Annotated in this window: 26 protein-coding genes and 2 pseudogenes; 24 read left to right on the top strand and 4 right to left on the bottom strand. The window is 34.8% G+C overall.

Annotation, left to right across the window (positions count from 1 at the left end):
* Positions 1-67 precede the first annotated feature (67 nt).
* Positions 68-244 (top strand): hypothetical protein, encoded by a 177-nt coding sequence (locus RTL21_RS19490; protein WP_312098322.1) that lies wholly within the window; start codon positions 68-70, stop codon positions 242-244.
* A gap of 284 nt (positions 245-528) precedes the next feature.
* A pseudogene (locus RTL21_RS19485) lies at positions 529-885 on the top strand (alpha/beta hydrolase family protein); the annotation flags it as partial.
* A 236-nt stretch (positions 886-1,121) separates the two neighbouring features.
* Here RTL21_RS19485 and pdxR read toward each other — a convergent pair.
* The gene (gene pdxR / locus RTL21_RS19480) at positions 1,122-2,519 is read right to left on the bottom strand and encodes a MocR-like pyridoxine biosynthesis transcription factor PdxR (RefSeq protein ID WP_312098320.1); all 1,398 of its coding nucleotides are present in this window, start codon (positions 2,517-2,519) and stop codon (positions 1,122-1,124) included.
* Positions 2,520-2,668: 149 nt separating this feature from the next.
* Here pdxR and RTL21_RS19475 point away from each other — a divergent pair, with 149 nt between their 5' ends.
* The 3 genes and pseudogenes from RTL21_RS19475 (at position 2,669) to RTL21_RS19465 (ending at position 5,593) form a co-directional block, all read left to right on the top strand.
* The gene (locus RTL21_RS19475; protein ID WP_396954474.1) at positions 2,669-3,190 is read left to right on the top strand and encodes an ECF transporter S component; all 522 of its coding nucleotides are present in this window, start codon (positions 2,669-2,671) and stop codon (positions 3,188-3,190) included.
* Positions 3,191-4,217: 1,027 nt separating this feature from the next.
* A complete protein-coding gene (locus RTL21_RS19470; protein WP_312098316.1) occupies positions 4,218-5,102 on the top strand; it encodes an NAD-dependent epimerase/dehydratase family protein in 885 nt (294 codons plus the stop codon).
* Between the two features lie 78 nt (positions 5,103-5,180).
* A pseudogene (locus RTL21_RS19465) lies at positions 5,181-5,593 on the top strand (HIT family protein).
* A 223-nt stretch (positions 5,594-5,816) separates the two neighbouring features.
* On the opposite strand, the gene RTL21_RS19460 reads toward RTL21_RS19465, so the two are convergent.
* Positions 5,817-6,275, bottom strand: coding sequence for a DinB family protein (locus RTL21_RS19460; RefSeq protein WP_312098314.1), 459 nt, complete (start codon positions 6,273-6,275; stop codon positions 5,817-5,819).
* Between the two features lie 134 nt (positions 6,276-6,409).
* Here RTL21_RS19460 and RTL21_RS19455 point away from each other — a divergent pair, with 134 nt between their 5' ends.
* The 7 genes from RTL21_RS19455 to RTL21_RS19425 all read left to right on the top strand — a co-directional run bounded on the left by RTL21_RS19455 (position 6,410) and on the right by RTL21_RS19425 (position 12,270).
* On the top strand, positions 6,410-6,718 hold the full coding sequence (locus RTL21_RS19455; protein WP_312098312.1) for a hypothetical protein: 309 nt from the start codon (positions 6,410-6,412) through the stop codon (positions 6,716-6,718).
* A gap of 230 nt (positions 6,719-6,948) precedes the next feature.
* The gene (locus RTL21_RS19450; protein WP_312098310.1) at positions 6,949-7,641 is read left to right on the top strand and encodes a response regulator transcription factor; all 693 of its coding nucleotides are present in this window, start codon (positions 6,949-6,951) and stop codon (positions 7,639-7,641) included.
* Positions 7,619-9,880: a HAMP domain-containing sensor histidine kinase gene (locus RTL21_RS19445; protein ID WP_312098308.1), complete on the top strand. Its 2,262-nt coding sequence runs from the start codon at positions 7,619-7,621 to the stop codon at positions 9,878-9,880. The genes RTL21_RS19450 and RTL21_RS19445 overlap by 23 nt, the downstream gene beginning before the upstream one ends.
* A gap of 2 nt (positions 9,881-9,882) precedes the next feature.
* Positions 9,883-10,062 carry a hypothetical protein gene (locus RTL21_RS19440; protein WP_312098306.1) on the top strand — a complete coding sequence of 60 codons (180 nt, stop codon included), beginning with the start codon at positions 9,883-9,885 and terminating at the stop codon, positions 10,060-10,062.
* A 105-nt stretch (positions 10,063-10,167) separates the two neighbouring features.
* Positions 10,168-11,088 carry a ketopantoate reductase family protein gene (locus RTL21_RS19435; protein WP_312098305.1) on the top strand — a complete coding sequence of 307 codons (921 nt, stop codon included), beginning with the start codon at positions 10,168-10,170 and terminating at the stop codon, positions 11,086-11,088.
* A 32-nt stretch (positions 11,089-11,120) separates the two neighbouring features.
* Positions 11,121-11,552, top strand: a complete 432-nt coding sequence (locus RTL21_RS19430) for an NUDIX hydrolase (protein WP_312098304.1) — start codon at positions 11,121-11,123, stop codon at positions 11,550-11,552.
* Positions 11,553-11,586: 34 nt separating this feature from the next.
* Complete coding sequence (locus RTL21_RS19425) at positions 11,587-12,270, top strand: HAD family hydrolase (protein ID WP_312098302.1); 684 nt, start codon at positions 11,587-11,589, stop codon at positions 12,268-12,270.
* A 174-nt stretch (positions 12,271-12,444) separates the two neighbouring features.
* Here the strand turns inward: RTL21_RS19425 and RTL21_RS19420 are convergent, their stop codons facing one another.
* Together RTL21_RS19420 and RTL21_RS19415 are read right to left on the bottom strand one after the other, a co-directional pair.
* Positions 12,445-12,948 (bottom strand): GNAT family N-acetyltransferase, encoded by a 504-nt coding sequence (locus RTL21_RS19420; protein WP_312098300.1) that lies wholly within the window; start codon positions 12,946-12,948, stop codon positions 12,445-12,447.
* A 192-nt stretch (positions 12,949-13,140) separates the two neighbouring features.
* Positions 13,141-13,395, bottom strand: a complete 255-nt coding sequence (locus RTL21_RS19415; protein ID WP_312098298.1) for a YueH family protein — start codon at positions 13,393-13,395, stop codon at positions 13,141-13,143.
* A gap of 227 nt (positions 13,396-13,622) precedes the next feature.
* Here RTL21_RS19415 and RTL21_RS19410 point away from each other — a divergent pair, with 227 nt between their 5' ends.
* From RTL21_RS19410 to RTL21_RS19355, 12 genes are all read left to right on the top strand, one after another.
* A complete protein-coding gene (locus tag RTL21_RS19410) occupies positions 13,623-13,994 on the top strand; it encodes a GntR family transcriptional regulator (protein ID WP_312098296.1) in 372 nt (123 codons plus the stop codon).
* Positions 13,987-14,862, top strand: a complete 876-nt coding sequence (locus tag RTL21_RS19405) for an ATP-binding cassette domain-containing protein (protein WP_312098294.1) — start codon at positions 13,987-13,989, stop codon at positions 14,860-14,862. The genes RTL21_RS19410 and RTL21_RS19405 overlap by 8 nt, the downstream gene beginning before the upstream one ends.
* Positions 14,859-15,560 (top strand): hypothetical protein, encoded by a 702-nt coding sequence (locus tag RTL21_RS19400; RefSeq protein ID WP_312098292.1) that lies wholly within the window; start codon positions 14,859-14,861, stop codon positions 15,558-15,560. The genes RTL21_RS19405 and RTL21_RS19400 overlap by 4 nt, the downstream gene beginning before the upstream one ends.
* Positions 15,561-15,811: 251 nt before the next feature.
* Entirely contained in the window at positions 15,812-16,276 is a 465-nt protein-coding gene (locus RTL21_RS19395) for a DinB family protein (RefSeq protein WP_312098324.1), read from the top strand.
* A 410-nt stretch (positions 16,277-16,686) separates the two neighbouring features.
* Positions 16,687-17,280: a TVP38/TMEM64 family protein gene (locus RTL21_RS19390; RefSeq protein WP_312098290.1), complete on the top strand. Its 594-nt coding sequence runs from the start codon at positions 16,687-16,689 to the stop codon at positions 17,278-17,280.
* 175 nt (positions 17,281-17,455) lie between these two features.
* The gene (locus RTL21_RS19385; RefSeq protein ID WP_312098288.1) at positions 17,456-18,454 is read left to right on the top strand and encodes a LacI family DNA-binding transcriptional regulator; all 999 of its coding nucleotides are present in this window, start codon (positions 17,456-17,458) and stop codon (positions 18,452-18,454) included.
* Positions 18,455-18,513: 59 nt separating this feature from the next.
* Complete coding sequence (locus tag RTL21_RS19380; protein WP_312098286.1) at positions 18,514-20,238, top strand: glycoside hydrolase family 13 protein; 1,725 nt, start codon at positions 18,514-18,516, stop codon at positions 20,236-20,238.
* Positions 20,231-22,129 (top strand): PTS sucrose transporter subunit IIABC, encoded by a 1,899-nt coding sequence (locus tag RTL21_RS19375; protein ID WP_312098284.1) that lies wholly within the window; start codon positions 20,231-20,233, stop codon positions 22,127-22,129. The genes RTL21_RS19380 and RTL21_RS19375 overlap by 8 nt, the downstream gene beginning before the upstream one ends.
* Complete coding sequence (locus tag RTL21_RS19370; protein WP_312098282.1) at positions 22,126-23,595, top strand: sucrose-6-phosphate hydrolase; 1,470 nt, start codon at positions 22,126-22,128, stop codon at positions 23,593-23,595. Before RTL21_RS19375 ends, RTL21_RS19370 begins: the two co-directional genes overlap by 4 nt.
* Positions 23,596-23,947: 352 nt before the next feature.
* On the top strand, positions 23,948-24,382 hold the full coding sequence (locus RTL21_RS19365) for a hypothetical protein (RefSeq protein WP_312098280.1): 435 nt from the start codon (positions 23,948-23,950) through the stop codon (positions 24,380-24,382).
* Between the two features lie 98 nt (positions 24,383-24,480).
* On the top strand, positions 24,481-24,693 hold the full coding sequence (locus tag RTL21_RS19360) for a hypothetical protein (RefSeq protein ID WP_312098278.1): 213 nt from the start codon (positions 24,481-24,483) through the stop codon (positions 24,691-24,693).
* Positions 24,694-24,798: 105 nt separating this feature from the next.
* Positions 24,799-25,275 (top strand): GyrI-like domain-containing protein, encoded by a 477-nt coding sequence (locus tag RTL21_RS19355; protein ID WP_312098276.1) that lies wholly within the window; start codon positions 24,799-24,801, stop codon positions 25,273-25,275.
* The last annotated feature ends 389 nt before the right edge of the window (positions 25,276-25,664 follow it).

Genomic DNA, 25,664 nt, shown 5'->3' with positions numbered 1-25,664 from the left:
TAGCTTTAACAAAAATGATCTAGTTTAAACCATTATTTATTTTCACAGAAAAAAGGAGAGGAATTATTTGAATTCATTCATCGAAATAACAGATAAAAAGTCCAATGAAAAAATATTGATTAACACTTTGTTGGTAATAGAAGTAAGAGAAAATCGTATAACAGTAGCGAATGGTTTCTCTATAAACACATATAAAACCGTAGAAACTTACGAGGAAATAAAGGGAAAATTGAATGCGAGATAATATTCCTTTTACGTCATTATCCGAAAAAATATGAAACAAATTAAACGATAAAAATGTAGTCTGATACTATCAGTTGCATTTTTTTTGCACTTCTAAACATTTCAACAGTCATCTAAGTTGATTTATGGACAGCATTAAGTAAGCTTCACTCGTTCTTTGTGAGTAATCTTAGCTACAGTTGGCTTCAAAATGTATGTTTATAAAATTAAATGGGGAACGTAACAAGATATTCTTAACATTTTTTGTAAGGATTTACCTATTAATTACAATCTCGGAATATTTACATTACTAACTGGAGTACTCATTATGTACATACAGATATCTCATACTCTATGAGGATGTATTTAGGAAATTATCCATGGGATGATCCAGAAGTATATGCTAAAACGTCACCAATGACATATATTAAATCAGCATGTACACCAACTTTAATCCAGCATGGAGATAAGGATGAAAGAGTACCAATTACAAATGCTTATGAGCTATATCAAGGCTTAAAGGATATGGAAGTTGAAACCGAATTAGTCGTATTTAAAGGAATGGCCTATAGTTCCAACCAACCACAAATTAATGCGACTATCATGAATCAGAATTTGATATGGTTTTCACACTATCTTCTTGGAGAAAGTATAAAGTTTTAGAGGGTAAGAAAGTGGAGAAAGGCTATAACTTAACGTATTAAAATTTGTGAAGGGATGTACTTAGATATAGGGGGATAATAAAAAGCGTTTAAAACCTTTCTATATAAATAAGGTTTTAGGCGCTTTTTATTTATATGTTAATTCTTTTTAAGAAGAATTAACACATACTTCTTAAATAATACTGCACAATAATCTAAGCCAAATAGAGATTCTAGCTGGAGTTGGTACAAGCTTCATTATTTTTCCATTTCCCAGCATTGCATTAATTGGTGAATGCTTTCCTCGATTTTCTCTAATGGGATGCCTCCAAACCCTAATAGGAATGTTGGATGCTTATATTCTATTGGTTTTAACAGATAGTCGCTTAAAGGATAAATGGAGATATGGCTTTTTGCTGCGATGGCTTTTAACTCATTTTCACTTTTTTGCAGCGGAAGGGAAATTAAAATATGCATCCCGGCTTGATCTCCAGTGATGATGACTTCAGGATAATCTGTTTTAAAGATATGGGTCAGTTTATCAAGTTTCTTGCGATAAATTTTCCGCATACGGTTTAAGTGTTTTGAAAAATAACCGTCTCTCATGAAGCTGGCTACTATATGCTGGTCGAATCTTGGGACAGTTGCTGAATAATAACTGAATGTTTCCTTATATTTTTTCAGCAATGTGGAAGGCAATAGAAAATAAGCCAATCGCAATGAGGGCATTAATGACTTGGTGAACGTACTTAGATAAATCACCTTATCGTTTTGGTCCATCCCGTGTAAGGCGGGAATGGGTTTACCAGTGTAACGAAACTCGCTGTCGTAATCGTCTTCAATGATATAGCGATTTTTACTTTTTGCTGCCCACTGCATTAACTGTGTTCTTCTTGTGGCGGAAAGAACGGCACCTGTCGGAAATTGGTGAGAAGGCGTAATGTAGACCACATTGGCATTGTTTTTTTCAAGTTGTTCCACAATCAATCCGTCTTCATCAACGGGAATAGGGATCGCTTTATTTTGCAGTTGAATCCTGGGGCTTGCTGAATAGCCAGGATTTTCAAGGGCTAAGGTTGAATCATTATCAAGCAACCTTAAAATCATGGGAAAGAGTTGTTCTGTTCCTGAACCAATCACAATTTGCTCCGGTTTACACACAATCCCACGCGATTGATATAGATATTTGGCTATTTCCGTCCGTAATGTGTATTCCCCTTGGGGTTCTCCAATCTGTAGCAACTCCTTCGACGGGGTATCATATAAATTTTTTGCATACTTTCTCCACTGTGAAAAAGGAAAGGAGTCTGTATCGATTTTTCCAGGGTGAAAGTCAAATCGAATCATTTTTTTCTCCGTATCCTCCATAGGCAACTCAATATGTTCTGTTTCAATATAAGGTAATTCATTTATATCCTCTACAAAAAAACCAATCCGCGGTTTTGATACAATAAATCCCTCTGCAACCAGCTGAGCATATGCCACTTCAATCGTTGTTTGGCTGATGTTTAAAAAATCGGCCAATTTTTTTTTGGAGGGGAGTTGCGTCCCAACTTCAATTTGTTGACTCAAAATAGCGGATTTGATACCAATATAAAGCTGCTCATACAAGGGTTTTGTTGTGTTTTTATTTAATTCAAACATAAGCATATCCATTCTAGAACCCTCTTTTCTGACCATGTTAAATTTATGAAAATTGACACTTTTTATATTGTCAGTTTTTATTATACTAGTAATCATGAAAGAAGAGGAGCTTCTTTTTTATAAACTGAAAAACACATACTTGAAAGAAGAGGATGATTTACATGTTTGCGACTGAACAAAACAAGACGAGAATCCTGGTTCTCAATGCACTATTTATTACGTTAACGTTTCTTGCTACAATGTTTATCAACATCAGGCTGCCACTGATGGGAAATGGGGGACTAATCCATTTGGGTAACGTGCCGTTTTTGATTGCTGCGTTTATTTTTGGCAAGAAATCAGGTGCGATCGTAGGTGCTTTTGGAATGGCTTTATTCGATATTGTTTCAGGATGGACATTATGGGCTCCGTTCACATTTGTTATCGTTGGTGCTATGGGATATATAGCTGGACTAATAGTGGAAAAGATGCCTGGCAAAAAATCTTTTGTATATGTACTGGCCGTTGCTGTTGCCATGATCATCAAAGTTGTCGGCTACTATTTTACAGAAGTAATCCTTTATGGAAACTGGATCCTACCGTTCGGCTCCGTCCCAGGTAATATCATGCAATTAGTCATCGCCGGTATTATCGTTGTGCCACTAACAAAAGGGTTTAAGCAAAGAATTGTGCGTACTCAATAAGAGTGCCTGACACCACAAAAAGACAAAAGGTATTTAAATGTCCTTGCTGAGGGGACATTTAAATACCTTTATTTATTGATAAAAGGATAAATTGTGCTTCGAAATGTAGTAGATTTAGTGGTAGCCAAATCTTCTTAAAATATACGTAACCCCGTGCAAACAAATTAATATTAATAACTCGACAAAAGAAAAAACAATAATAGTTAAAAATAAATCAAAGTAGAATTCGCCTTCAGATAAAAAATCTGCTTTATCTGTTGTCAATGATTTAATTAGAAAGAAGAAGAAAGTGGAGAAAAGGAGCCCTATATAAATACATAGCCAGTGATGATAAAAATTTATCTTAAATTTACTGCGCCAAATCCATAAATTTATAGGCAAAAAGATGGAAAAGAAAATATAAAATTTGCAAAAGGAAATCGGAACTTTCTACATAAAAGAATAGATACTGATTTAGACAAAAAATAACGATATTTATAAGGAAGATTAATAGAAGTGAGTGTTGTTGTTGCAAATTCATACCCCCAGTCAATCTATTCAATCAATAGAGGAAATCAAGGTTGATTCCAAAAAAATGAAGTGACGAAAGGGATTACTACCACTATTATAAAAATAACGATATTACCGATAAGGCCGCTAATTTTAAAGAATCCTTTTTTTCCTATGAAACCAAAGATAATCCCAATGATAGGAAAAAACCAAAGGAATAATATAGAGAGAGCATTGGGAAAAGGGAAGTTCATAAAAAACGCAAGGATATACGCCACAAAAGATATAAAAAATATAATAAAAGATCCAACGCTATAGAAATTCTGTTTCATAGTATCTCCTATCCCTTTTTTGTTTAATATTACCATATTGGTGATTTTTCTGAAATACTTTTTATGTTTAGAATGAATTCTATTAGATGGCTGTTTTTTCCATTTAATAATATCGTTTCATGGACATAATATAATGGATAAAAAAGGAGGAAATATCTTTTCCATATGGAATGTTATACGCATGTCATTGATTAGGAGAGAAATAGATGAAAAAAATATTAGTACTTGGTGGTACACGTTTTTTCGGAAGAAAGCTTGTGGAGTTGCTGTTGGAAGAGGGGCATCAAGTTACGATTATGACCCGTGGAACAACAAGTCATCCATTTGGCGATCAAGTGGAGCATATCATCGGTGATCGCTCTATGAAGGAACAACTTAATAATCATTTTGAAGGACGAAAATTTGATATTGTTTATGATAATATTTGCTATACATCAAATGAAGCAAGAGATTTCTGTGAAGTCTTTAACGGGAATATTGGCAAGCTTGTGTTTACCTCTTCCTTATCGACGTATTCTGCAGATGGATATGAAAAAAACGAGGAAGATTTTGATCCGTATCATTATCCGATAGCATGGGGAGATAAGGAGGCTTTTACATATAATGAAGGAAAGAGACAAGCGGAAGCCGTTTTCTTTCAGTATGCAACATTTCCAGTTGTGGCAGTAAGGTTCCCCATCGTGTTAGGGGAAGATGATTACACACGTAGGTTGCATTTTCATGTGGAGCGGATTCAGCAAGGAAAATCGATTGGCTTTGTTAATATGGATGCAGAAATGTCCTTTATTCTTGCCTCAGAAGCTGCAGCATTCTTAAAATGGGCAGGTTTGTCAGACGTGGAAGGTCCATTTAATGCAACAGCAAATGGAAATATTTCAATGGGAGAATTAGTCCGTATGATTGAAAAGGTGACAGGGCATGCTGCGAAAATAACGTTAGAAGGGGACGAAGAAAACACTTCCCCATTTACGATTCCTGCCACATGGTATATGAATACGGAAAAGGCAGAAAATGTGGGCTTTGTGTTTACTAATCTGGATGATTGGTTGCCAGCTTTGATTGAGACGATTGCAGGTAAAGATAAGCATTGATTGTGATGCTTAGGGGGGAATTTGATATTTTTTGGTGATGTGGCGGATGAATAAAGAGATAGTTATAGGAGGAGAAAAATGGCTTATGATTTAGATTGTCCTTTATGTAATCCACATAAAGATAGGGACCAAATATTGTCCTGGAGAATGAAGCATGTTATTTTTTGCAACATAACAAACATCAAGGTATCTTAGAGGGTAGCGGTTTAATAATTCCTAAAAAACATCACAAGGACGTCTTTGAATTAACACAAGAAGAGTGGAACGATACATATGAGCTAGTACATGAGGCAAAAAAGTTTATAGATAATTACCATTCTCCTGATGGCTATACAATAGGATGGAATGTAGGCAAAGTTTCTAACCAAGAGATTTTTCATTGTCATCTTCACCTAATACCAAGATATAAGGATGAACCATTGGCTGGAAAGGGTATTAGATATTGGTTAAAACAAGAGGAAAATAGACGAGTAAAAGGGGAAAGTGAATAGCTTTTATAGTGTTAAAGACACCAAAACGAGATAATGTAGTCATTTTTTTATAGATACAGATAATAACCACTGAAATTGTTTGTTCAGTGGTTTTCTTTTTGTAGGATCCGAATCCTTCGTTGCTGTAGATAATAAAACTTTTACCGATTATTTCTAATGAGAATATGGTAAGCATAATTTCGCTTAACGATTTCAGAGGGCCATTTTTTCTTCCCAAATATCTCTAAATAAACCTTTTCAAATCATTTATCGCCTGTAAATGCATGCCTTCATGAAAAATCGTTCGAATTAATACTTGTTCTATTGTGTGCATGCCCATATCGATTGGGGGATATTCTTTTTCAAGCTCATTGCGATATTTCTCTAATATTTCTTGTGGTTGAGCGTTTAAAAGCTCTTTTAATTCATGGAAGGATGGCGTCTCCTCTGTGAAATTAGCTGGTGTTGTACCGAAACCAAACCATTGATTAAATTGCTTCGAAGTAGGAGAGGCTACTTTTGTTAATGCCTCGATCCATAAAAACTGATCGAGATAAAGATGACCGAGATTCCAGCGGATATTATTATTAAATCCATCTGGGACGATTTCCGCTTGCTCGTCTGTCACCATTTCAACAGTCCCTAAAAGTTCCTTCCGATAGGTTCCCAATTGTTTAAATAAATTTTCATGACGTGCTTCCATTTTACACACTCCTTAAACATAAAATTACAATCATTGATTCGCTATGGGGATATCTTTTTCCTGCACAGAAAAGAATAGTGATTTTTTCGAACGGAAATACTAGGAAAAACAGGAATAAAGGTAGGAGGAATACAATGCCTCGCAAAGATGAAGAGATTAGCGAAGAAGTAGAAAAGGAACCGACGAATACGAAAAAGAAAGAAGGAGAGGTAGATAAATTAAACCGCATGCTAGCAGCGGTGTTGGAGTATATTTCGGACGATGAGGTAGAAGAAATCGACATTGATTACATATTGGATCAAACAGAAGGACTTCGTGCCTGGTGGAATCAATATCGGGAAAAGAACCGCAAGCGCATGGAAGAAGAAATAAAAGAATCATTAGGGGAACTGTCCCTTGAGGAGCTAGAGAAGATTCGGGAACAAATTAAGGCTAAACAATAAGAAAAATGGTTTTCATCCATAAAAGATGAAAGCCATTTTTTCATTTCACCAAGCTAAAGAAATGATTATATCGAAATAGTGGTGTGAACAACAACATTCCTTTGATAGAATGAGAGAATGGAATATCCTAGAAGAATATTAAGAAAATCTTAAGAATTTTGCTTAGCAGATATTAAGATTTTTTGCCTATGATAGAGACATCGAAGAAGAGAGAAAGCAGGTGATCTAAGGTGGAGAATGTAAATGTGCTAGTAGTGGATGATGAGAAAGAAATTAGAGATGCTATAGAAATTTATTTAAAAAACGAAGGGATTACCGTTTTAAAAGCAAGTGATGGGATAGAGGCATTGGATATTTTAATGGAACAAACAGTTCATTTAATTCTCATGGATATTATGATGCCTAAATTAGATGGAATTTCTGCTACCTACAAAATTCGCGAACAAAAAAATATCCCGATAATTATGCTGAGTGCGAAAAGTGAGGATACGGATAAAATATTGGGATTGCAGATAGGCGCTGATGATTATATCACCAAACCATTCAATCCAATGGAACTAGTCGCAAGAGTGAAATCGCAATTAAGAAGATATGTGACACTTGGAACCTTTGATGGTGTGAAGAAAAAAATAGACCTTCATGGATTAACATTAGACCAGGAGGCAAAAGAAGTAGCGGTAAATGGAGAAAGTGTAAAGCTAACGCCGATTGAATATAAAATCGTTGTATTATTAATGAAAAATGCAGGCAGAGTGTTCTCTATTACGGAAATTTATGAAAGTGTATGGAAGGAACCTGGGTACAATGCTGAAAACACGGTGGCAGTACATATTCGAAAAATCCGCGAGAAAATCGAAGTGGATCCAAAAAATCCGCGTTTCTTAAAGGTGGTGTGGGGCATTGGCTACAAAATCGAGAAATAAAGGGCTTTTTATTGTTTGGACATTGTTGGTTACGATCGGGCTTAGTGGGCTAGCGCCGCTAAAAATATGGCTAACGCAATATATACATACAAATTATTATGACTCCACCAAGTTTGAAGACAAACGAATGTATTTTACAGAACTATTAAGTAATTATCAGTTATATCAGGTGCCAATAGAAGAAGCGAAAAAGAACATCAGCGTCACGAAAGAAGAAATCGCTGAATATCGTGACTCATACGCAAGTTTAAAGGAACAAATGCAATTAATTAATGAGCAGTATGAAGAAGATATAGCCCTAGCAATCGAAAATGGAGATGAAGCAGCAGAGAAGCTTTTAACAGAAGAAAGAGATCGAGATATAAAGGAAATCACAGAGCTATTGCCAAATGATGAATATGTCCAAGAAAAAATAAAAGAAGAAAAACAATTAGAGGTAGATCGATATTATCGAGATTTGGAAAATACAAAATATGAATTTGAGCAATGGGCTGAATCATTCTACTATTATTTAGAGAATGGTAAGACGGGAAAAGTTGTAACCAATATGACTATTTCTTCAGGAGAAACAATAGAAAAGGTAGTAAACAAGGACAATACAAAGTTCTTAGGCAACTTCTACTTTACATCGAACACAGAGAAGTTAAATTTGCCCGGACAATCAATAATCTACAGAGATAAAGGGTTTGCAATTTGGTCATGGGAAGATGAAATGAGGATTCCTCCTATCGTAAGTCAGTTGAAAAAAGAGATTGGTAATTATGAAGGAATCGTGGCTGTACCAAAAAAATTAAGTAATGGTAGTTTGCTGATAGAGGAAGAGAATAAATATTATGCTTATCAAAAGAAAATGATTTTTGGAAGCTCATTAAGTATTATCAGTTTAGTAGTAAGTATTTTTATGCTTGCAAAAAGGAAAATCAGTTTTGCGCAATGGGACTATCCTTTTTATCGAAAGGTTCCAATTGATATCCGATATATGCTATTGGTGATAAGTGCCATATTAGCTGTTATTGGACTATGGGGAATTGGGGACCAACTATCCATGGAGGTGAATGAATTAGGGGGGAATTGGGGTGATATTCTTGCCTTTCTTCTTTTAGCATGGGTATTTGTAACACTATCTCTTATGCAAGGATATCTATTAATTAAAGAGAAAGTAAAGTGGAAAAATACATTTATAAGTATAAGTGTAAATAAGTTGAAAACGGCTATTTCACGGGTTCTTTCTAGTAGAGATTTTACCAAAAAAGCGATTGGTAGCTTGCTAGTGATTTTTATGTTAGGTCTATTTTTACCAATAAGTCTGGTATTGCAAATTCTTATCCCATTCTATTTAGTAGCTGCTCTTTTCATTGGAATTCCAGTTATTATTTTTGTGGTGAGAAATATAAAGGCTTTTAGTAAGCTGCTTGCACAAACGAATGCAGTAATAAATGGAGACTTACATCAAGAAATATCAATCCAAGGGGCGAAAGAGTTGACTTCTCTCGCAAAGAATATTAATACGTTAAAATCTGGGGTAATTGTTTCAAAGACAGCCCAGGAAAAAAGCGAACGCCTAAAAACCGAATTAATTACCAATGTCAGTCATGATCTACGAACACCTTTAACATCCATCATTAACTACACGGAATTGTTAAAAAATAAAAATCTAACAGACGAAGAAAAAGAAGGCTATCTGGCCATTATTGACCGAAAATCACAGCGGTTAAAAGTATTGATCGATGATTTGTTTGAGGTGTCGAAAATGGTTAGTGGCAATGTGGAATTGAAGAAGGAAAGGATAGATTTAGTACAGCTTTTGCAGCAAGCATTAGGAGAATATGATGAAAATATCAAAGCCTCCTCTCTTGATTTTCGTGTAACCAATCAAGAGCCGTCGATTTATGCAGTAGTAGATGGGCAAAAGCTATGGAGGGTATTTGATAATTTAATCGGCAATATTTTGAAGTACTCCTTGGAGCATTCTCGTGTCTATCTTTCGATTAAACAAGAAAAAGAGCAAGCAGTTCTTCAATTTAAAAGCATTTCCAAGTATGAGCTGGATGACAATATGGATGAATTATTCGAGCGTTTCAAAAGAGGCGATACATCCAGACATACGGAAGGATCCGGACTTGGACTTGCGATTGCAAAATCGATTATCGACCTTCATGAGGGAATGATGACAATAGAGACAGATGGAGACTTATTTAAAGTTACCTTAGCGCTACCTGTAAATGAACAGCGAAGCTAAAAATGAATAAGAAACAAGCAGCCTATCTGTACTCATTGGTTTACCCGATTACGAGAAATCAAGTAATTGCAAGGAAAATAGTACTTGATGTACTAAAGGAATATAAACATGTAGAAGAAAAAATAATCATTCGCAAAGCCATTAACAAAGCGATTGAAGCAGGTAAAGCTAAGATAGGATAGAAGATACTTCCTTTTCGATGATGAAAAGGAAGTATTTTTTTACTAGAAATATATGTTAAAATAATTTAAAAGATTATGAATAATCACAGAAAGAAGGAAAGAAAAGTGACCATCAAAAAAATCGGTATTGTAGGGCTTGGAGCGATTGGTGCAGTATATGGCAAAATGCTTCAGGAAGTAGAAGGATTAGAAGTACAAATTATTGTCGATGAGCATAGAAAAACAAGATATGAAAAAGAAAAATTCTACATAAACGACGAAGAAACTTCCTTTCATTACATCCATCCAGATACACATTCAGAAGCCTTTGATTTGGTTCTCCTTGCAGTAAAATATGGACAGCTTCAAGAAGCAATCTCCCTAATTCGTCCATTTGTAGGAGAGAAAACAGTAATTCTTTCCTTATTAAATGGGATTACAAGCGAGGAAGAAATTGCACAAAGCTATGGGGAAGAAAAGATTCTCTATTCCATCTGCAATGGCATTGACTCAACAAGAGAAGGCAATCGAATCTATTACAGTACTCCTGGAATCATCACTTTTGGGGAAAGAGTAAATATAGAGCTAACGGATCGCGTAAAAGAGGTCAAAGAATGCTTAGAAAGAGCAAGCATACCAGTTGATGTACCAGAAGATATGGAACGGGCACTTTGGAATAAGTTCATGATTAACGTAGGCATGAATCAAGCTTCAGCTGTAACGAGAGCCCCCTATGCTTTCTTTCAAAAAGAAGGACCAGCAAGAGAGCTAGCCAAAAGTGCGATGAAGGAAGTAATCAAGCTAGCTCAGGCAAAGGAAATTGACCTAACAGAACAAGACATGGATTATTTTTTTGCCAATGTATTAAGCAAAGTTGGCGGAACAGGAAAGACATCGATGCTGCAGGATATCGAAGCTGGCAGAAAAACCGAAGTCGCTTTATTTGCCGAAAAAGTCATCGATTATGGCCAGAAACTTGGCATCGAAACACCTATTAATCAAGCATTCTATCGAATTATTAAAACAGTAGAGGAACTGCAAGGATAAAATTATTCAACATAAAGAATGGGGGAAACCAATTGGTTCAAAGCACACAAAAGCAATATTTGCCGCCGAAACATATTGTTTCAGCAGCGACGATTGTCATCAACGAACAGGGTGAAATTCTATTAATCAAGGGACCTAAGAGAGGTTGGGAAATGCCAGGCGGACAAGTGGAAGAGGGAGAGTCCTTGAAAGACGCTGCGGTAAGAGAAGCAAAAGAAGAATCAGGTATTGATATTGAGATAGTAAAATTTTGTGGAATATTCCAAAATGTGAACCGTTCCATATGCAATACGCTGTTTTTAGCAAAACCAGTTGGAGGGGAATTAGCTACTTCTCCAGAAAGCTTAGAAGTGGGATTTTTTCCTATTGATGATGCGCTGGAAATGGTGACACATAAGAATTTTAGACAAAGAATAGAGAAATGTTTGGATGAAAATAGCCAGCCTTTTTATGTAGCTTTTTAAAAGAGTACCCAGATTTAGAAAGGTGGTGAATTATTTGAGTACCTACAAAGCAGTGCTATTTGATTTAGATGACACCCTACTTGATAGAGATGATGCGGTAGAAAAACTATTTTTCATTATGTTGGAAAAATGTTATGAGGATATAGACGATTCCTTAAAAAGGGAAATGCTGCAAGAATTCAAAGAACAGGACAAGCGATGCTATGGTCAAAAGGATAAAACAAAGGTATTGGAAGCCTTTTTCGATTCTTTTCCACCAAAATATAGAATACTACACAATGATATATTAGCTTTTTGGAATCAGCATTTTCCGTATTGTTTTTCTGTAAATCAAGATAGATTAAACATATTATATAGGCTAAAGAGTCAAGTGAAAGTTGCAATTATCACAAATGGCACCGTCCATAGACAAAAAGCAAAAATAAGGAGCACCAATTTACATCATTATTTTGATACAATCATCATTTCTGATGAAGTGGGGATTAGTAAACCGGACAAACGCATTTTTGAACTAGCTTTAAATAAGCTTAATGTGCAGCCAGAAGATACATTATTCGTTGGCGATGACTTAGAAAGAGATATTGGTGGTTGTCAAAATGCCAATATAAAAGGGGTATGGTTTAATCCACTTAGAACCAACAATGATACCGAGATAAAACCATTTGCTGAGATTGATACATTTGAGCAATTATTAAACCATTTTACATATGGTCAATAAGGGGAGTGCTTCATGAAGGTCTCTTTAATTGTAGCGATGGACAAGAACAAAGTCTATTTTCATATTTATGAAAGAGAAAAGGCTAAGTGACGACAAAAGGGGATCAAACATTTTAGTGTCGTCCCCTTTGTTACTAACCTGTATTTAGACTGTGTGTGATTACTATCTATTCACCTAAAAAACAAACCCAAAAAAAGCTTCTTCCTGCTCCGTATCCTCAAAATATTTGATCCCCATATACTGAAAGCCAATCTTGCCAAGTACGTCTAAAGAAGCCTTGTTTTCAATACTCGCAGAAGCAATTACTTTTTGAACACTTCCTTGTTCTTCAGCAAACTTCATACATGCAATCGCCGCTTCTGTAGCATAGCCTTTGTTCCAATTATCTTTTGTGAAATGGAAAATAAGTTCTACTTCGTCAATAGAATCCTCTATATTAAAACCAGCTGCCCCAATCACCTGATTAGTAGCCAAATCAACCACTCCGTAAACAGAAAGACCGAAATCAGCTTGACATTGCTGGTAAAAGTCAATAACTTGAGGAAGTAAGGCAGAATCTGTACTTCCACCACAATATTTCATGACTTCTTCGCTTCCCCAAAACTGTTCACATGCCTCAACATCTTCTATTGTTAATAATCGAAAACCTAATTGTTCACTCGTGAAAAGAAACTCCAATAAAAAAACTCCTTTAATCATTCTATTATTCATTTAACCATTTTAGCGTAACGCCATCGTTTTATGCAATTAAATGTAGACTAGGGAAAAGGGTGGCGAGGATTAATAGATGAAAAGGCACAAAAGATTATTGATGATAATCCTTTGTGCCTTTATGTATGACTTTATTTAAATGGAAGGATAGAGACTATCTTATAATGAATTTTCATACTTACCAATGGATGAGGTGATACATTCTGCTAGTTCGGAACAATTTCCTTCAAACATATGAAATGTTAAGGAATGAAGCAAATGATCAAATTGATCATGGGGTGAATCTGTTTTACTCAGTTCCGTAGACCAATTAATTTTAGGGATAGAAATAACAAAAGAATCAGTTGTTTTCATGATATATAATTTTGTATCTTTAATTCCGGATGGAGCAATATCTTCTAATAATGTAATCATTTCCACAACCTCCCTAATCTTTTCTTTCCATTATACTCCTTTTTTTCGACTTTTTTTTCCAAAAATAGAAGATTTAAATAAAATGTTAAATGACTGTTATGTTTGCAATATAAAAGTGCTTATTTATATGCAAACTATAAATGCAGGGTTTGACAAAAAGGAACAATTATTGTATAGTTGATTACATAACTAATCAACCGTTCAACGTATGAGGGAAGGGAAAATTCGTGAAAGCTGTTTTTGATGATTCAAAGCCTATATTTCAGCAAATTTCAGATATGATTGCAAATGAAATTGTGGAGGGGGAGTTAGTAGAAGGGGATCAAATTCCTTCTACGACTGAAATTTCGAAATTTTATCAAATAAACCGTGCAACTGCACAAAAAGGGCTTGCAGCATTGGTTGAGGCTGGATATGTGTATAAGCAACGTGGTGTTGGCATGTTTGTTGCACAAGGTGCCAAACAAAAGCTGCTTGAAAAGCGTAAAGAAGAATTTTACAACGAATATGTCAAACCGATGATGGAAGAAGCTAAGCGTATTGAAATAAAAAAAGTAGAATTACTTCAAGTAATTAAGGAGGATTATACAGATGATTAAACTCGAAAATGTCTCGTTTTCATATGGCAATATCCCGGCACTAAAGAATGTAAATATTTCAGAAACAGAACCAATCATCATGGGACTTTGGGGACGAAATGGCTCTGGAAAGACAACATTTATGAAGCTTTTATCTGGCATGGAAAATATTGATGCTGGTTCTATCAATGTGAATGGTATTATCCCGTATAACAATAAGGAGGCAATGAACAACATAACGTACATCCAAGAAAATCATCCTTTCTCTGTACTTTGGAATGTGGAAGATGCCATGCATTATGGGGCATTGTTTAATAAAAACTGGGATATGGAGTTAGCGGAGCATCTCGTTTCATTGTTTGAACTTCCACGAAAAAAGAAAATCAAAAATTTCTCTAAAGGGATGCAAACCATGTTGCAAATTGTCTTAGGGCTCGCTAGTAAAGCGCCTGTAACGATTATGGACGAACCAACGAATGGGCTGGATGCATATATGAGAAAACAGTTTTACGATGCACTCCTAAATACGTATGAGGAAGATCCTCGTTTCATTATTTTATCTACCCATCACATTGATGAGATTGAAGCAATGTGTGAAAAGATTGCGATTATAAATCAGCAGACAATTGTACGTTATGAAGAAACCGAAGAGTTGAAAATGAATGGTGTTCTATTATCGGGATCAGCAAAAGCAATAGAGCATTTAATAGAAGGTCATACCATTTTAGAAAAAAGAAAACTAGGAAAGCAAATCAATGTGATGATTGACGACGTATATACGAATGAATGGAAATTAAGAGCTAAAGAAGCTGGTGTTACAGTGGAAAAAGCTAAATTACAGGATTATCTAGTTAACTATACAACAAAAAAAGAGGTGCAAAAAGTATGAATACCTTTACTGGACCATTCCGATTAATGATGAGAGAAATGAGCCTAACATTTTATATAAATGTTGCCATTACTTTTGTGCTCTTTGCTTTCTATAATATTTTAGGATTTATTGGTGTAACAGACGCTGGATCATTTATCTTATTCGGCCCATTATTCATTGTCTTTCTCATCTATCCGTTTGCTAATTTTAGTGGATACAAATATATTCTCTCACTAGGTGGAACTAGAAAACAGTTTGTATTGGCTTTATATCTTACAGCATTCATTTATGGTGTTATTAGTGTCGTAATCCTTAATTTATTTTATCTAATCACCAATAGTATAAATAATTCGATTAATCTTTTGCATTTTGCAGAACTTACGAATAGCTCGAATTGGCTTGTCTATCTATGGGTGGATTTTTGTTGGATATTCTTTTTATTTAGTTTAGGGATGATTGCAAAAACGATTTGGTTTAATTATGGGACGATCTTATCTCTTTCAGTAGCGACATTACTTTTAGTTATCGGTACAGTTGTTGTTGTATTTGGGGATATAAGCTGGCTAGCAGAATTGTTTTTTACCCATTATCTTCAGTTTGTAGCGATTTTGCTTGGGATAGCCATTGTCTTTCTTTATATAGCATATTTATTAATGAAAAATGCACCTTTAGAAAAAAGCGATCGTTTGTTTATCAGACAAAGGAAAGCATATTAAGCATCAGAGCCAAACAATGTGTTTGGCTCTTTTCAGTTGAAACAGAGAATTTCCGTAGTATATAGACTGGCCATTACGGTTATAGTTTCAATACAGTCAAAAATCTATTATTCCAACTGACTCATGATGATGCATAATATCAGCTGCATTTAAAGAATGAACGCATATTTTGTTGAACTTATGATAGAATAGTCTATAATTAAAATACGAACGTATATTCGTTGTGAGAGGGAGGGAAGGTATTGGGGAATATATATACTGCTAGTGCGCTAAATCAAATTGAAATAGCTTTAAAAACAACAATCGAAATGATAGAAACTATAGAAGCGTCCGACTTACAGAAAAGGCCAGCAAGCAATAAGCGTTCGATAGGTGAGCTGTTAGAACATATTGCCGTTATTTGCAAGGCTGATTTGCTGATATCGAATGGTGCAACACAAAAAGAGATGAATGAGTACTATTCTAGTGTTTCTTTAATAAGCATGAAGGATGTTAAAGATGCTATTCTATATAATTATGAAACATTAAAAGACAGCTATATGAATCTCACAGAAACAGAATTGCATGAACAGACTACATCTTATTGGGGAGCAACCTATACTAGGTATGAGTGGCTATTAGAAATAGTAGCACATATCTATCACCATAGAGCGCAATTGCATACAATGCTTGTTTACTGTTATGGAAAAGACTTAAATATTTTATTGTTTGAATAAGATTCTTCAATAGATGTATTCTTAAATTTAAAGAGTGGTTCGAAAAAATCAAAGAAGTGTAAAATTAAATAATTAAGAGTAAGAAGATAAAACACTATTCATTTTGGAACATTTATGCAAAATGAATAGTGTTTTTTGTTCAATCATATATAATTTAAGGGGCTAATTAACATTCATAGGCAAACCAGATTCAAAAAAAATAAATAAGGGTAGAAAACTGATAATTATAAAAAAAGGAAAAAGATTAAATTTGTAGTAAAATGAATCATCTAGAGTGTACCACTCTTTAGCATGTGACATATAATTTATGAAAAAGGTGATTTCTTATAAAACATTTTTGGAAGCCATTCACATTTTTTGTGACGATCAGCCTCTTTATTATATTTTTCCGTTATACGGATATCTTTCAGGTGATTCGTCAAGGGGAGATTGATTCTGTCACATCAGTATTTAAAGAAAATATTTCTTATGCACTTATTGTAAGTTTATTCATAATGATTATTCAAAATAGCTTTACTGTTATCCCGTTAATATTGGTTATTACCCTCAATTTTTATTCGTTTGGATTCTTTTACGGATTTTTATGGAGCTGGTTTTCTAGTATAATAGCGGCAATCATTATCTTCCTAGCTATTCGTTTTTGGTTTCAAGATTTCGTTCACAGCAAAGTCAAAAATCATCAAGATATGCTTGATAAGATCGAACAAAAAGGGATGAGATATGTAATCTATGGTAGGGTTTTTCCATTCTTTCCGACAAGTATTTTAAATATCATTGCAGGTGTTAGCAAAATCTCCTTGCGTCCCTTTACAATCGGAACAGCCATTGGAAATTTCTTTTACTTTTTTGTCCTTGCATTGATTCCATTTGGCGTTTTTTCCACGAATATCAATCCAATTGCTTTGATCGTTCTTGTTTTACTGATTACGGGAATTGTCTATTATTTTAGCAGAAAGAAACCATCATTTATGGAAAAAGTAAAGGAAATAAAGAAAAGAGCTTAGCATAAATTTTCCCGAAAGGTAGGTAATCTACTTTTCGGTTTTTTAATGCATAAATTAAATTTAATAATCATTTATGGGGGAAGAAAGCTTCACACTTACTTTTCCTTGACAATAAATCAAAAAGAATTTATATTATATATGAAATCGATATCATAAAAGGAGAGGAATGTTCTTTATGGCTACAATTAAGGATGTGGCGAAAAAGGCAGGACTATCTGTTTCAACAGTTTCTCGATATCTAAATAATCATCCTTATATTTCCGATGACAAACGTGAAAGAATCAAAAAAGCAATGGAGGAGCTCAATTATACTCCTAGTTCTGTTGCGACTCAGTTGCGTTCGAAAAAAGGTACAATGATTGGCATTTTGGTATCTCGTATTACCAATCCATTTTTTTCATATTTAGTTGACTCGATTGAGAGACAAGTGAAATTACATGGCTATAATGTCTTAATTATGCAAACTTATGATGATAAAAATGCAGAAATCAGAATGTTGGAGATGTTAAAGCAGCAAGTCATTAGCGGTCTAATAATGTGTTCAGTAGAAGGGGAACCTTCCACTATTGAATCTTATCGAGAATTTGGACCAATCGTATTGTGTAACGAACAAATTCCTGGATCATCTATTCCACAAGTTTATACAAATCAAGAAAAAGCGACGTATGATGCTATTCATTACTTGATTAAAAAAGGCTACCGTAAAATTAGCTACTGTACAGGAGGTAGCTTAACTCGAGGTGGACATGGAAATGCTCGTACTAGCGGGTTTGAGAAGGCATTAACAGAAAGTCAATTGCCAATGAAAATCGATTGGATTTTCAAACAGGTACATACAATTAAAGATGGTCAGTTAATTGCTAAAAAGATTTTGGCTTTGCCTAAAGAAAATCGACCTGACGCAATCTTTACTAGTAGTGATGAAGTAGCTAGTGGGATACTTCAAACCATGATAAAAGCTGGAAAAAAGATACCAGAAGATTTAGCAATTATGGGGTTTGATAATCAACCATTTACCGAAATGTTAACAGTACCATTGACTACCATTTCACAACCAGTAGCAGCCTTGGGTAAAGAAGCGACCAATTTGTTAATTGCACATCTTGATGGTACAAGTTATCAAATCAATCAATCAGAATTAAATTTAGAACTAATTATCAGAGAATCTGTGTAAGCAGATTCTTTAAAAACACCAATGTGGTATCGATATCATAAAAGTAGGAGTGTATAATAATGGAAAATGCCTTTCGAAAAGATATACCAAAGATATTCATGGAAAAACCAATATGGTGGAAAGAAGAAGTTGTTTATCAAATTTATCCAAAAAGTTTTTATGACAGCAATAATGATGGAATTGGTGATATCAAAGGGATAACTCAAAAATTAGATTACTTAGAAAAACTTGGGGTAACTATGCTTTGGATTTGCCCAATCTTTACCTCACCAATGGTTGATAATGGCTATGATATTTCTGATTATAAAGGTATTCAACCGGAATTTGGTACGATGGATGATTTTGATGAATTATTGACAGCCGCTAAAAAGAGAGGGATCAAAATTATTTTAGATTTAGTTGTGAATCATTCTTCTGATGAGCATGTATGGTTTCAATCTGCTTTAAATGATCCCAAAAGCAAATATCGCAATTATTATATTTTTAAAAAAGGAAAAAATGCTAGTCCTCCAAACAATTGGCGCTCTATCTTTGGCGGAAGCGTCTGGGAAAAAGTTCCGAATGAAGAAAATATGTATTACTTTCATACATTTGATAAAAAGCAGCCTGATCTTAATTGGGAAAATCCAGTTCTTCGGCAAGAAATTTATGACATGATTAATTGGTGGTTAGAGAAAGGTATTTCTGGGTTTCGCATTGATTCGATTACGTTCATTAAAAAGGACCAAGACTATGCAGATGTAATCCCAGATGGTGCGGACGGATTAGCTAGTGTAAAGCATAAAGGCCGGAATCGTCCTGGCATTAAAGATTTCTTGACAGAACTGAATCGTGAGACCTTCCAAAAATATGAATGTGTTTCGGTTGGTGAAGCTCCGGGAGTTACGTATGAAGAATATGATCAATACATTGGTCCTAATGGCTATTTTAATATGATATTTGATTTTCATTATGCCGATATAGATGTTGAAAGTGGAAGTGAATGGTTTAGAAGGACTAATTGGCAAATCAAGGAACTTAAGGATCAAATTTTCAAAAGCCAGGAGGCAATTCAAAGAAACGGCTGGGGAGCCAATTTTCTGGAAAATCATGATCAACCTCGCTCTATCTCAAAATATATTAGTGATCCACAATATCAAAATGACATTGGCGCGAAGGCATTAGGTACTTTGTTTTTCTTCCTAAGGGGAACACCTTTTATTTACCAAGGGCAAGAACTGGGAATGAAGAATTTTAAGCGTGAAACAATTGATGATTTTAATGATGTATCTAGCCTTGATAATTATCAACGATCCATGTTAGAAGGCTTCACTAGTCAAGAGGCATTGGAGTTTGTCAACCAGCGTTCCCGTGATAATAGTCGAACACCTTTTCACTGGAATGCTAGTGAAACAGCAGGTTTTAGTGAATCTACTGCGCCATGGTTGAAAGTAGTTGGGGATCATAAGACAATAAATGCTGAGCTACAGGTGGAAATAGAGGATTCTATATTTAGTTATTATAAAAAAATGATCGAATTAAGAAATAGGTCTAACTATTGTGAAACCTTGATTTATGGAGAATTCGTACCTTTAGAGACAGCAGATAACATTATTGCTTACGAACGAATTGGTAAGGAGAAGATTCAGGTAGTAATTAATTTAAGTAATCAGGACTGTCTCATCGAGGAAATTACTGGCAAAGTCCTCTTAAATAACTATGAAGACATCATTTTTGAAGAAAATAAACTGAAAATGAAACCATATCAAGCATTATTGCTACGAAAGGATGTAAATCATGACTAAACAACTGAATTATCAAGAGATTGCCAAAAAACTTGTTGCTGTAGTTGGAGAAGATAATATCGTCTCCGCTACACACTGTGCTACCAGACTTCGCTTACAAGTCAAAGATCGCAAGGCGATTGACGATTCACAAGTGGAAGAAATAGAACAGGTAAAAGGTGTGTTTTATAATGCTGGGCAATACCAAATAATTTTGGGGACAGGAATTGTTAATAAAGTTTATGCAGAAATGCAATCGCTTTATTCATATAGAGAAAATTCAAAAGATGAAATGATTAAAGATGATTCTTCCAAGCTGCAACGCGCTGTTCGTAATATTGCTGATATTTTTGTTCCAATTATCCCTATTTTAGGAGCGACCGGTCTATTCCTAGGATTAAAGGGTGTTCTCTTTAATGAAACCGTATTAAACACAATGGGGTTATCACCAGAAACGATTCCTGCTTGGTTAACTGCAATGGTAACGGTTTTAACCGATACCGCATTTGGTTTTCTGACTGCTTTCATTTGCTGGTCTGCATTTAAAAAGGTGGGTGGACTCCCGATTATTGGCTTTCTGATTGGGTTGATGTTAGTATCTCCTGCATTACCAAATGCTTACGCTGTTGCTGAAGGAACAGCAGACCCAATTCTGGCTTTTGGATTTATTCCTTTGGTTGGATATCAAGGTTCCATCTTAACAGCTTTGATTACTGGAATTATTGGAGCAACTCTTGAAAAGAAGCTTCGAAAAGTAATGCCTAATTCGATGGATTTAATTTTTACACCTTTCGTAGTCATCTTGGTTTCTGTTTTTATCGCGTTATTTATTTTAGGTCCTTTAGTTCATGGTTTTGAGTCACAAGCTGTCAAAGTAATTGAGATGTTTTTACATTTACCATTAGGAATTGGTGGGTTAATTATCGGTTTCCTTTATCCGATTGCAGTAATGACCGGGATGCATCACATGTTTATCATGATTGAAACATCTTTAATTGCTTCCACTGGGTTTAATCCTTTGATTACCGTTTGTGCTATGTATGGCTTTGCCAATGCTGCTGTTTGTTTGGCTATTGCATTGCGAACAAAAAACGCTTCTGTCAAGACGGCTGGTATTTCTGCAACTGTCACACAATTATTAGGTGTCAGTGAACCTGCATTATTTGGAGTTGTCATGAGGGCAGGTATGAAAGCAATTGGCGTTATGCTTGCAAGCTCAGCAATTGGTGGAATGGTACTATCGTTTTTAGGTATCCAAGCAAACAGCTACGGATTAGCAGTGCTATTATCACCGTTAATGTATATTTATAGCCCTTATCAGGTGACTACCTATTTATTAGTCGGAATTGGAACCGTTATCTTAGCATTTATTTTGACCAACCTAATTGTTTTTAAGAAAGAAACAAAAAAAACAAATGAAGAACAATTACTAGGTACAAATGAAACAGTTCAGAATTTGAGAGTATATGCACCTATTGAAGGCGAAATTATTCCAATTACGGAAGTGAATGATAAAGTATTTGCAAATAAGATGATGGGTGAAGGCTTTGCCGTTTTACCAAGTAAAAAAGATATTACAGCCCCAATTAGTGGGATAATTGAAATGATTGCTCCAACGAAACATGCAATTGGTATTCGTAGAGAAGACGGTTTGGAAGTATTGATTCATTTAGGTATTGATACAGTAGAATTAGAAGGAAAGCCTTTTGTACTTAATATAAAACAAGGACAAAAAGTGAAACAAGGGGATTCGATTGGAGAAATGAATATTGACCTAGTTAAAGCAAACGGCAAAGATCCTTCGGTAATGGTAGTCATAACAGAATCAAAGGAAACTATCTCAGGGCTGGAATATAATTTTAATTATGTAATGCCTATTTTTGAAGTTAAACAAGGCGTTGAGAAAATATGAAGTGGACGGATGAAGTAAGGTATCTCCCATATGAAAAATGGGGAAATGATTACCTAAGAAAGTTAGAATCAAAGGTAAAAGAAGCAAAGTGGCGTCTTGATTTTCATATCCAACCTAAGACAGGATTACTGAACGATCCAAATGGTTTTACCTTTTTTAATAACCAATGGCATCTCTTTTATCAATTTTTTCCTTTTGGTCCAGTTCATGGCCTTAAATCTTGGTATCATATAGTTTCAGATGACTTAATACATTGGCGGTCTGAGGGTGTGGCAATCAAGCCGGATACAGCTTATGATTCCCATGGTGTTTATTCAGGATCTGCATTACCGGTAGGAGATAAGTTGTTTCTTGCTTATACTGGAAACGTCAGAGATGAAACATGGCAGCGAGTTCCTTATCAAATGGGGGCTTGGATGGATCAAGATAATCAAATAACGAAAATAGAAAAACCACTCATTAATCAAGTACCTGAGGGAATAACAGAACATTTTCGTGATCCCCAGGTTATCAAATATAAGAATCACTATTTGATGTTCATTGGTGCTCAAAATACAAAGAAGCAAGGGGAAGTTTTGGTTTATCAGAGTGATAATTTGCTAGAGTGGAAAATAAAAGGATCGCTAGATTTTATCGAAGAATCCATGGGCTATATGATCGAATGTCCAAATGTAGTATTCCTTGATGATCAACCAGTCTTGATTTTTTGCCCACAAGGACTGGATAAAAGAGTTGCAGACTATCAAAATATTTATCCTAATTTTTATATTGTTGGAGAAAATTTTGATCCTGAAAGGTGTAAAATCAATCATGTTGAAGATTTGAAGCTTCTAGATGCGGGATTTGATCTTTATGCAACTCAAGCATTTAATGCTCCAGACGGACGTTGTTTAAGTATAGGTTGGATTGGTTTACCAGAAATGGAGTACCCAACTTTTAAGGATGGCTGGGCTCACTGTTTAAGTTTGGTAAAGGAATTGAAGCTAATTAACGGAGAACTATATCAATATCCAGTTAAGGAAATGGAAATGCTGCGAAAAGAGGAACAGAAAATGGTCATTCATGACCATTCATTCTCTTTAGAAGGAATTGAAAATAGCTTTGAATTGCAAGTTAAGATTCCTTATAGCAGTATAGGTACCATTCAATTATATGCAAATAAAGAACACAATCATTATCTTTGTTTAGAATTTGATACGGTGAAAGGTAAACTCACATTAGACCGTTCTCGTACGATTAATCCCATTAACCTTAAATATGGGAATAAAAGAACGATTGAGCTAAAGAAAAATGGAGGGCTTAACTTAACGATTTTTGTTGATCAATCAGTATGTGAAATATTCATTAATAAAGGTCAAAAGGTGATGACCACTACTTATTATCCGGAAAAAGATCAAAATAATGTTTATGTAGAAGGGGATAACCAATATTTAATAAAATATTATCCATTAAGTAAAACAACCTAAAATAAAAAAGAGAATTATTTACAAAAAGAATGTTTTAAATTAGCACTTAATGCTGTAGCGCCGTTAACGTAGTAAATAATGAGAAAAGCAAATTGGATATAAAGAAAAGAGCTTAATAAAATTTTCCGAAAGGTAGAATATCTACTTTTCGGTTTTTTTAATTTCCAAATTTATGGAACTTTTTTTAGGTGAATGGACGTATATAAACTAGAAAAATCCAAAGGCCATAGAGGAGAATAAAAAATATCCTAAATTTTCTATTTATAAAGAAAAATTCGAAACTTTTCTACAATAACAAACGTCCAATAATTAAAGAGGAAGGAAAGGGGACAAAAAGGCACTTATGTTTATGGTGGTAACAATAATAGCATTTATTTTTGTCATTATCTGGGTATTAATGGATACGATTTACTTTTCCAAGCCACCAAAACCTGAGGTATTATGGAAAAATAACAGAATTCCGACAACAATTGGCTCGAATTGCTGGCAAGGTTCCTTGAAAGGATCCTGTGTCGACTATGTCTATGCATCTCCTTGGGATATGGGGTTAAGAAATGGTTCCGTTACAGTGGAACCAAATGCAACAATTACAATTGATTTTAATAAAAAACCATTAGATGGATCATTACAGATTGCAGAAGTGTCTGAAGATGGGGAAGAGGAATTTATTGAGGTAGACAGAAATAAAATGACTGTGCCCGCTAAAAAAGGAACATATGTATATATGATTTATGCAAAATGGGATCAAGGAAATCCGAATTATGCGTTTTCTATTAGAATCGAATAGGTTGTTTAAACCCACATCTATGGGAATAGACAGCCTATTTTACCGCAAAAATAAGACATACATACTATTTTTTTCTAAAACAGCAAGGTAGGGATAGAATGAAAAATTATCCACTGTTAAATTTATTTGTTGCATTAATTTTTTTGCTATTATTATTGGCTTCCATGAAAATATTTGAGAATTATTTAGCAGCACTACTTATTTTTGGCACTTTTTTTGGTATATATTTAGGAAGGTCTATCTTAAATTTAATTCGTCATTTTGACGATCAGAAAACAAATGGGATATCTGTCAGAAGGAAGCATAAATAAACAAGAAAAAATCAGGTATACATGTGCACATTTTAAGAATGGAAATTATGTGATATGGTTAAAGTATCCCTGGTAATTTAAATATAGCTGAAAGGGGCAGAATCAATGAAAGTAAGAGTAGTAGAGAAAGAGGCATTTAAAATAACTGGTATGAAAAAGTCTTATTTGTTTCGAGAAGATGAAAATCTTCGCGAAATCCCTAAGCTCTGGGACGAAGTAAATAAGAATGGAACAGTAAATGAGCTCTTGAGCATAACTGTAGGGGAAGTCTCAGGTATACTTGGTGTTTGTGTGGACAAATCTGAAGAAGCAGACAAAAATATGGATTACTGGATAGCCGTCGCATCGGAAGAGGAGTCAGCAAAATATGAGAAGCTAGAAATTCCAGCATCCAAGTGGGCTGTTTTTGAAGTGCATGGACCAATGCCATATAGTATGCAAAATGTTTGGCAGCAAATTTATTCGGAATGGATGCCAACTAGTACCTATCAGCAAGCAGGATACATCTCTTTTGAACGATACACAGAAGATGATCCATCAAGTGAAGATTGCTACTCCGAAATATGGATACCAGTAAAATAGCTGAAAGTAACGATGGAATGACAAGACTATATGTCAGACTCTATCGTTTTTTTGTGATTTGTAGATGAGATGGAAGGCGAATGAATTTGGAGGGGAAAAGAGGAAAAAGTAGTGTTTGTAAGCAGGATGAAAACCATTTTTCATCCGGAAATTAGAAAAAAGTAGTGTTCATAAATGGGGTGAGAACCATTTTTCAGAGGAAACAAGAAAAAGAGGCGTTCATAAGCGAGATGAAAACCACTTTTCATGGAAAACAAGAAAAAGTAGCGTTCATAAGTGGGATGAACCCCATTTTTCATCAGGAAGCAAGAAAAAGAGGTGTTCATAAGCGAGATGAACCCCATTTTTCAAAGAAAACAAGAAAAAGAGGCGTTCATAAGTGGGATGAA

The organism is Niallia sp., assembly GCF_031978665.1.
Taxonomy (GTDB): domain Bacteria; phylum Bacillota; class Bacilli; order Bacillales; family Cytobacillaceae; genus Niallia.
Note: the sequence above shows the minus strand (reverse complement) of the source record. Positions and strands in the feature narration are given on the sequence as shown.

What these genes read in the sequence shown, in the direction of transcription:
- RTL21_RS19475 (WP_396954474.1), top strand. Translation starts at nt 2,669, where the DNA reads ATGTTTGCGACTGAACAAAACAAGACGAGAATCCTGGTTCTCAATGCA.
- RTL21_RS19470 (WP_312098316.1), top strand. Translation starts at nt 4,218, where the DNA reads ATGAAAAAAATATTAGTACTTGGTGGTACACGTTTTTTCGGAAGAAAG.
- RTL21_RS19385 (WP_312098288.1), top strand. Translation starts at nt 17,456, where the DNA reads ATGGCTACAATTAAGGATGTGGCGAAAAAGGCAGGACTATCTGTTTCA.
- RTL21_RS19370 (WP_312098282.1), top strand. Translation starts at nt 22,126, where the DNA reads ATGAAGTGGACGGATGAAGTAAGGTATCTCCCATATGAAAAATGGGGA.
- RTL21_RS19375 (WP_312098284.1), top strand. Translation starts at nt 20,231, where the DNA reads ATGACTAAACAACTGAATTATCAAGAGATTGCCAAAAAACTTGTTGCT.
- RTL21_RS19400 (WP_312098292.1), top strand. Translation starts at nt 14,859, where the DNA reads ATGAATACCTTTACTGGACCATTCCGATTAATGATGAGAGAAATGAGC.
- RTL21_RS19440 (WP_312098306.1), top strand. Translation starts at nt 9,883, where the DNA reads ATGAATAAGAAACAAGCAGCCTATCTGTACTCATTGGTTTACCCGATT.
- RTL21_RS19460 (WP_312098314.1), bottom strand. Translation starts at nt 6,275, where the DNA reads ATGGAAGCACGTCATGAAAATTTATTTAAACAATTGGGAACCTATCGG.
- RTL21_RS19415 (WP_312098298.1), bottom strand. Translation starts at nt 13,395, where the DNA reads ATGATTACATTATTAGAAGATATTGCTCCATCCGGAATTAAAGATACA.
- pdxR (WP_312098320.1), bottom strand. Translation starts at nt 2,519, where the DNA reads ATGGATATGCTTATGTTTGAATTAAATAAAAACACAACAAAACCCTTG.
- RTL21_RS19455 (WP_312098312.1), top strand. Translation starts at nt 6,410, where the DNA reads ATGCCTCGCAAAGATGAAGAGATTAGCGAAGAAGTAGAAAAGGAACCG.
- RTL21_RS19360 (WP_312098278.1), top strand. Translation starts at nt 24,481, where the DNA reads ATGAAAAATTATCCACTGTTAAATTTATTTGTTGCATTAATTTTTTTG.
- RTL21_RS19355 (WP_312098276.1), top strand. Translation starts at nt 24,799, where the DNA reads ATGAAAGTAAGAGTAGTAGAGAAAGAGGCATTTAAAATAACTGGTATG.
- RTL21_RS19380 (WP_312098286.1), top strand. Translation starts at nt 18,514, where the DNA reads ATGGAAAATGCCTTTCGAAAAGATATACCAAAGATATTCATGGAAAAA.
- RTL21_RS19405 (WP_312098294.1), top strand. Translation starts at nt 13,987, where the DNA reads ATGATTAAACTCGAAAATGTCTCGTTTTCATATGGCAATATCCCGGCA.